The sequence below is a fragment of the Halorubrum halodurans genome, assembly GCF_002252985.1.
GTDB classification, from domain to species: Archaea; Halobacteriota; Halobacteria; order Halobacteriales; family Haloferacaceae; genus Halorubrum; species Halorubrum halodurans.
In genome coordinates this window covers 1-3,867 of the sequence record NZ_NHPJ01000028.1, presented here as the reverse complement: position 1 = coordinate 3,867, position 3,867 = coordinate 1, and the positions used below count along the sequence as shown (strand labels likewise).

Annotated in this window: 6 protein-coding genes; 3 read left to right on the top strand and 3 right to left on the bottom strand. The window is 68.1% G+C overall.

Going from position 1 to position 3,867, the window contains the following annotated elements:
- Both DJ70_RS18095 and DJ70_RS02685 read right to left on the bottom strand, forming a co-directional pair.
- Nucleotides 1–126: DUF7508 domain-containing protein (locus DJ70_RS18095; RefSeq protein ID WP_449272187.1), on the bottom strand; the 126-nt coding region annotated here is incomplete at its 3' end.
- A 2-nt stretch (nt 127–128) separates the two neighbouring features.
- Nucleotides 129–587 (bottom strand): DUF5796 family protein, encoded by a 459-nt coding sequence (locus tag DJ70_RS02685; RefSeq protein WP_094529891.1) that lies wholly within the window; start codon nt 585–587, stop codon nt 129–131.
- 117 nt (nt 588–704) lie between these two features.
- On the opposite strand from DJ70_RS02685, the gene DJ70_RS02680 reads away from it, so the two are divergent.
- The 3 genes from DJ70_RS02680 (at nt 705) to DJ70_RS02670 (ending at nt 2,566) form a co-directional block, all read left to right on the top strand.
- Nucleotides 705–1,637 carry a shikimate kinase gene (locus tag DJ70_RS02680; RefSeq protein WP_094529889.1) on the top strand — a complete coding sequence of 311 codons (933 nt, stop codon included), beginning with the start codon at nt 705–707 and terminating at the stop codon, nt 1,635–1,637.
- A complete protein-coding gene (locus DJ70_RS02675; protein ID WP_094529888.1) occupies nt 1,634–1,930 on the top strand; it encodes a chorismate mutase in 297 nt (98 codons plus the stop codon). The genes DJ70_RS02680 and DJ70_RS02675 overlap by 4 nt, the downstream gene beginning before the upstream one ends.
- Before the next feature lie 243 nt (nt 1,931–2,173).
- On the top strand, nt 2,174–2,566 hold the full coding sequence (locus tag DJ70_RS02670) for a type II toxin-antitoxin system VapC family toxin (RefSeq protein ID WP_094529886.1): 393 nt from the start codon (nt 2,174–2,176) through the stop codon (nt 2,564–2,566).
- A 291-nt stretch (nt 2,567–2,857) separates the two neighbouring features.
- On the opposite strand, the gene DJ70_RS02665 is transcribed toward DJ70_RS02670, so the two are convergent.
- Nucleotides 2,858–3,867 (bottom strand): CNNM domain-containing protein (locus DJ70_RS02665; RefSeq protein WP_143420907.1); only part of this gene is annotated, 1,010 nt, incomplete at its 5' end.

Below are 3,867 nucleotides of genomic sequence, written 5' to 3'. Positions count from 1 at the left end.
CGTCGGGCGTGCCCCGAACCCCACGGTCTCCCCCTCGTCGTCGCCGAGCTCGTAGAGCCCGTACCGGTTCGGGGCACGCCCGACGGTCGAGCGGTCGAGCTCGCGCCAGGGTTTCGCGAGGCTCATCGTCAGCGGTGGGCGTCGAGCCCCGCCTCGGGGCCGGAGACGATCTCGTAGCTCTCCTCGGTCCAGCCGTCCTCGACGAAGACGAACACGCGACCGCCCGCGACCTCCGGGTCGGCGGTCACCCGGTTGCACTGCCCGTCGCGGCCGACGATCACGCCGGGGAACACCTCGTCGGTCTCGCCGGACTCGACCACGACGCGGCCGACGCCCGAGTCGCGGAGGATCTCCTCGCCGGTGTTGTAGTCGTTCACGTACGTCATCACGCCCTCCGTCTCGGTCGGGTCGGTGACGAGCACGTGGGTCTCCTTGCCCGGTCCCGCGGTGACCGTCCCCGCCACGGAGTCGGGGACGCCGCGGTACAGCGTGGTTCGGCCGTCGAGGTACTCGACGACGATCCCCTCCTCGCGGAGGTCGACGCCGATCGAGGTCGGCGGGACATCGCCGGGTGCGGATGCGGACATGTCGGTCGCTCCGGTCGCCGACGTGAAAAGGACCGCGCTCGCGCCGGGGAGTGACCCGCCCTCGACAGCCTCGCCGCGACCGCTAACCCTTTGGGGGCCCTCGTCGGGAGTGCGTGTATGGAGGGACGGGCGGCCGCGCTCGGCGCGGGAACCGTGTTGAACGCCCTGGCGACGGGAACCGGTGCGGCCTTCGGGCTCGACGTCGAGACCCGCGCGACCGTCGAGCTCGACCCCGACGACGACGCCGTCGAGGGGACCATCGCGGAGGACCCCGACGGCGACACGGCGCTCATCGAGCGCTGCGTCGCGCTCGCGACCGATCGGTGGGGCGACGGCGAGGGCGGCACCGTCCGGACCGACAGCGACGTGCCGCTGGCGGCGGGGCTCAAGAGCTCCAGCGCGGCCGCCAACGCGACCGTCCTCGCGACCTGCGACGCGCTCGGGCTGACCGTGGGCGACGCGGCCGGGGACCCGACGACCGCCGGGTCGGCGAGCCCCGAGTCGACCGTCGACGTGACCCGGCTCGAGGCGTGCCGCCTGGGCGTGCGCGCGGCCCGCGAGGCCGGCGTCACCGTCACCGGCGCGTTCGACGACGCGACCGCCTCGATGCTGGGCGGCGTCTGTCTCACCGACAACGGCGAGGACCGCCTCCGCGCCCGCGACCCGGTCGACTGGGACGTCCTCGTCTGGACCCCGCCCGAGCGGGCCTACAGCGCCGACGCCGACGTCGAGCGCTGCGGGGCCGTCTCGTCGATGGCCGACCTCGTCGCCGACCTCGCCGACGACGGGCGGTACGCGGAGGCGATGACCGTCAACGGGCTCGCCTTCTCGGCCGCGCTCGGCTTCGACACCGACCCCGCCGTCGAGGCGATGCCCCGCGCGTCGGGGGTGTCGCTCTCGGGGACCGGCCCGAGCGTCGTCGCCGTCGCGGACGCGGCCGACCCCGACGCCGACCTCGACGCGCTCGCGGCGGTGTGGGCCGACCGACCCGGAACCCTTCGACGGACGACGACGCGGAACGACGGCGCGTACGCCGGTGATCCACCATGAGCACTGATACATCCGACCCCGAAGAGATGAGCCTCGACGAACTCCGCCGGGAGATCGAGGACATCGACCAAGAGATCGTCGAACTGATCGCCCGCCGGACGTACGTCGCAGACACGGTCGCGCAGGTGAAAGCGAAGCGGGACCTCCCGACCACCGACGAGTCACAGGAGGCCCGCGTGATGGACCGCGCCGGCGAGAACGCCGAGCAGTTCGACGTCGACGTGAACCTCGTGAAGGCGATCTTCAGGCTGCTGATCGAGTTGAACAAGGCCGAGCAGAGAGAGAGCCGGTAGGACACCACCCTCACGGACATTCGCCTCGCTATCGAATCGGTCAGAGAGCGCGACCGGCCAAATTGATTTATTGTTACCACCTCTATCCGGCCATATGGGAAGTTACGCAACGCCGCCGGATTGGTCGAAGCCGACGGACGAGGACGACAAGTCGGCAGTTAAACTCGGCGACCGTCTGTCGAGACGACTGGCTGATGTCGACATCGACTCCGTGGAGGCGGTACGCGAAGCGCGAGAACGTCGATGAAAGCATTCGTCGATACGAACGTTTTCATCGCTAGCATCACCGACGGACCGGGTCGCGGTGATGTAGCGACTGAACTGCTGAACGAGAATCACGACTTTTGTACGTTGATTCTCAATCTTATGGAAATTCGGTCGGTGTTGACGAAAAAGAAGCGTGTAGAACAGGAACGAGTCGAAGAGGTACTGGCGGATATCTACGGAGGCGTCGATATCTACGCGCCGGAAATCAGCGACCAGATTTCGGCGTATAGTCTCCAGCAAGATACGTTACTGTACACACTCGACTGCGTTCTTCTCGCTCTCGCCGAGGATATCGACGCCACGCTGGTCGCGTTCGATGGTGAACTACTGGAGAACGGTGCTATCTCTCCAACCGAGTTGATGGAATAAAATGACACCCAAAACGTTCACCAGATAACGGCAACATGTACTGTATCTGTTACACCAGCTGACTCCCTGAACAAGGCCGAGCAGAGAGAGCCGGTAGCTCAGTCGAGCCCGAGACTCAGTTCCGGCGTCTCGTCGATATCGGTCCGTGGCGCAGTCGGGGCTTCCGACGACGGAGCGGACACGATCGGAGGCGGACACCATCGCGTCCCGGATCGCGGCGCTCCCCGATTGCGGGTCCTCGCGTTCGCGCTCGGCGTGTTCACGCGTCGGTCAGGGTCGCCGTCTTGAGGCTCACGCGTTCGAGCCGCCGTCCGTTCGTTCCCCCAGCTCGACATCGAGCGGGTCCTCGATCTCGCCCATCACCGCCTCGAGGGCGTCGGTGGCGGTCACCAGCCCGATCACGCGCTCGCCCGTTCCGTCGCCTCCGTCCGCCCCGTCACCGCCGCCGCGCACGAGCGCGAGTTCCTGGCGTTCCGCCTGGAACCGGTCGACGACCTCGCTTATCGGCGTGTCCTCGCGGATCGTCATCGGATCCGCGGCGACCGCCTCGAGGGTCGTCCTCCCCTCCCGCAGGGCGTCGATCCGGTCGACGACCGCGGGCACGTAGACGATCCCTCGGAACGCCGCCGGGTCGTCGCCGATCAGCGGGAACCGGGTGTGCGGGCTGCCGCCGATCCGGTCGAGGTTCTCCTCTATCGACGCGGTCGTCGAGAGGAACACGACCTCCTCGAGGGGGGTCATCACCTCGCTCACGGGACGCTCCCCGACGGTGAGCGCGTTGAGGATCTCCGTCTTACGCTCCTCGGGGAGATCCCCGCGGTCGAGGACGGAGCCGAGCCGATGTCTGAGGTCCGCGCGCGACTCGATCCGGTCGGACTCCGCCTCGAGCCACGCGCCCGTCATCTCGATCCCGAAGAGCCCGAGCGTCCACTTGGCGACGCCGTCGCCGATCGAGATCATCGGCGAGATGAGCTTCGCGAACCAGTAGAGCGGGGTCGCGCCGTAGCGGGCGACGAACCGCGTCCGCTCGACGCCGAGGTACGTCGGCGTCTGCTCGCCGTGCGTCAGGTGGAGCAGGTTGATGATCAGGAAGCCGACGATCCCGCCGGCGCCTATCGACGCCAGGAGCGTGTTCTCGAAGACCGGCTCGATCAGCGTCGCCAGTGCCGGCTCCGCGACGATCCCGACCGCGATGCTCGTCGCGGAGATGCCGACCTGACAGCTCGTGAGATAGATCTCGAGGTCCTCGGTCATCTCCCAGGCCCGCCGCAGTCCCGGCGTGTCGAACGCCGACTCGGGAT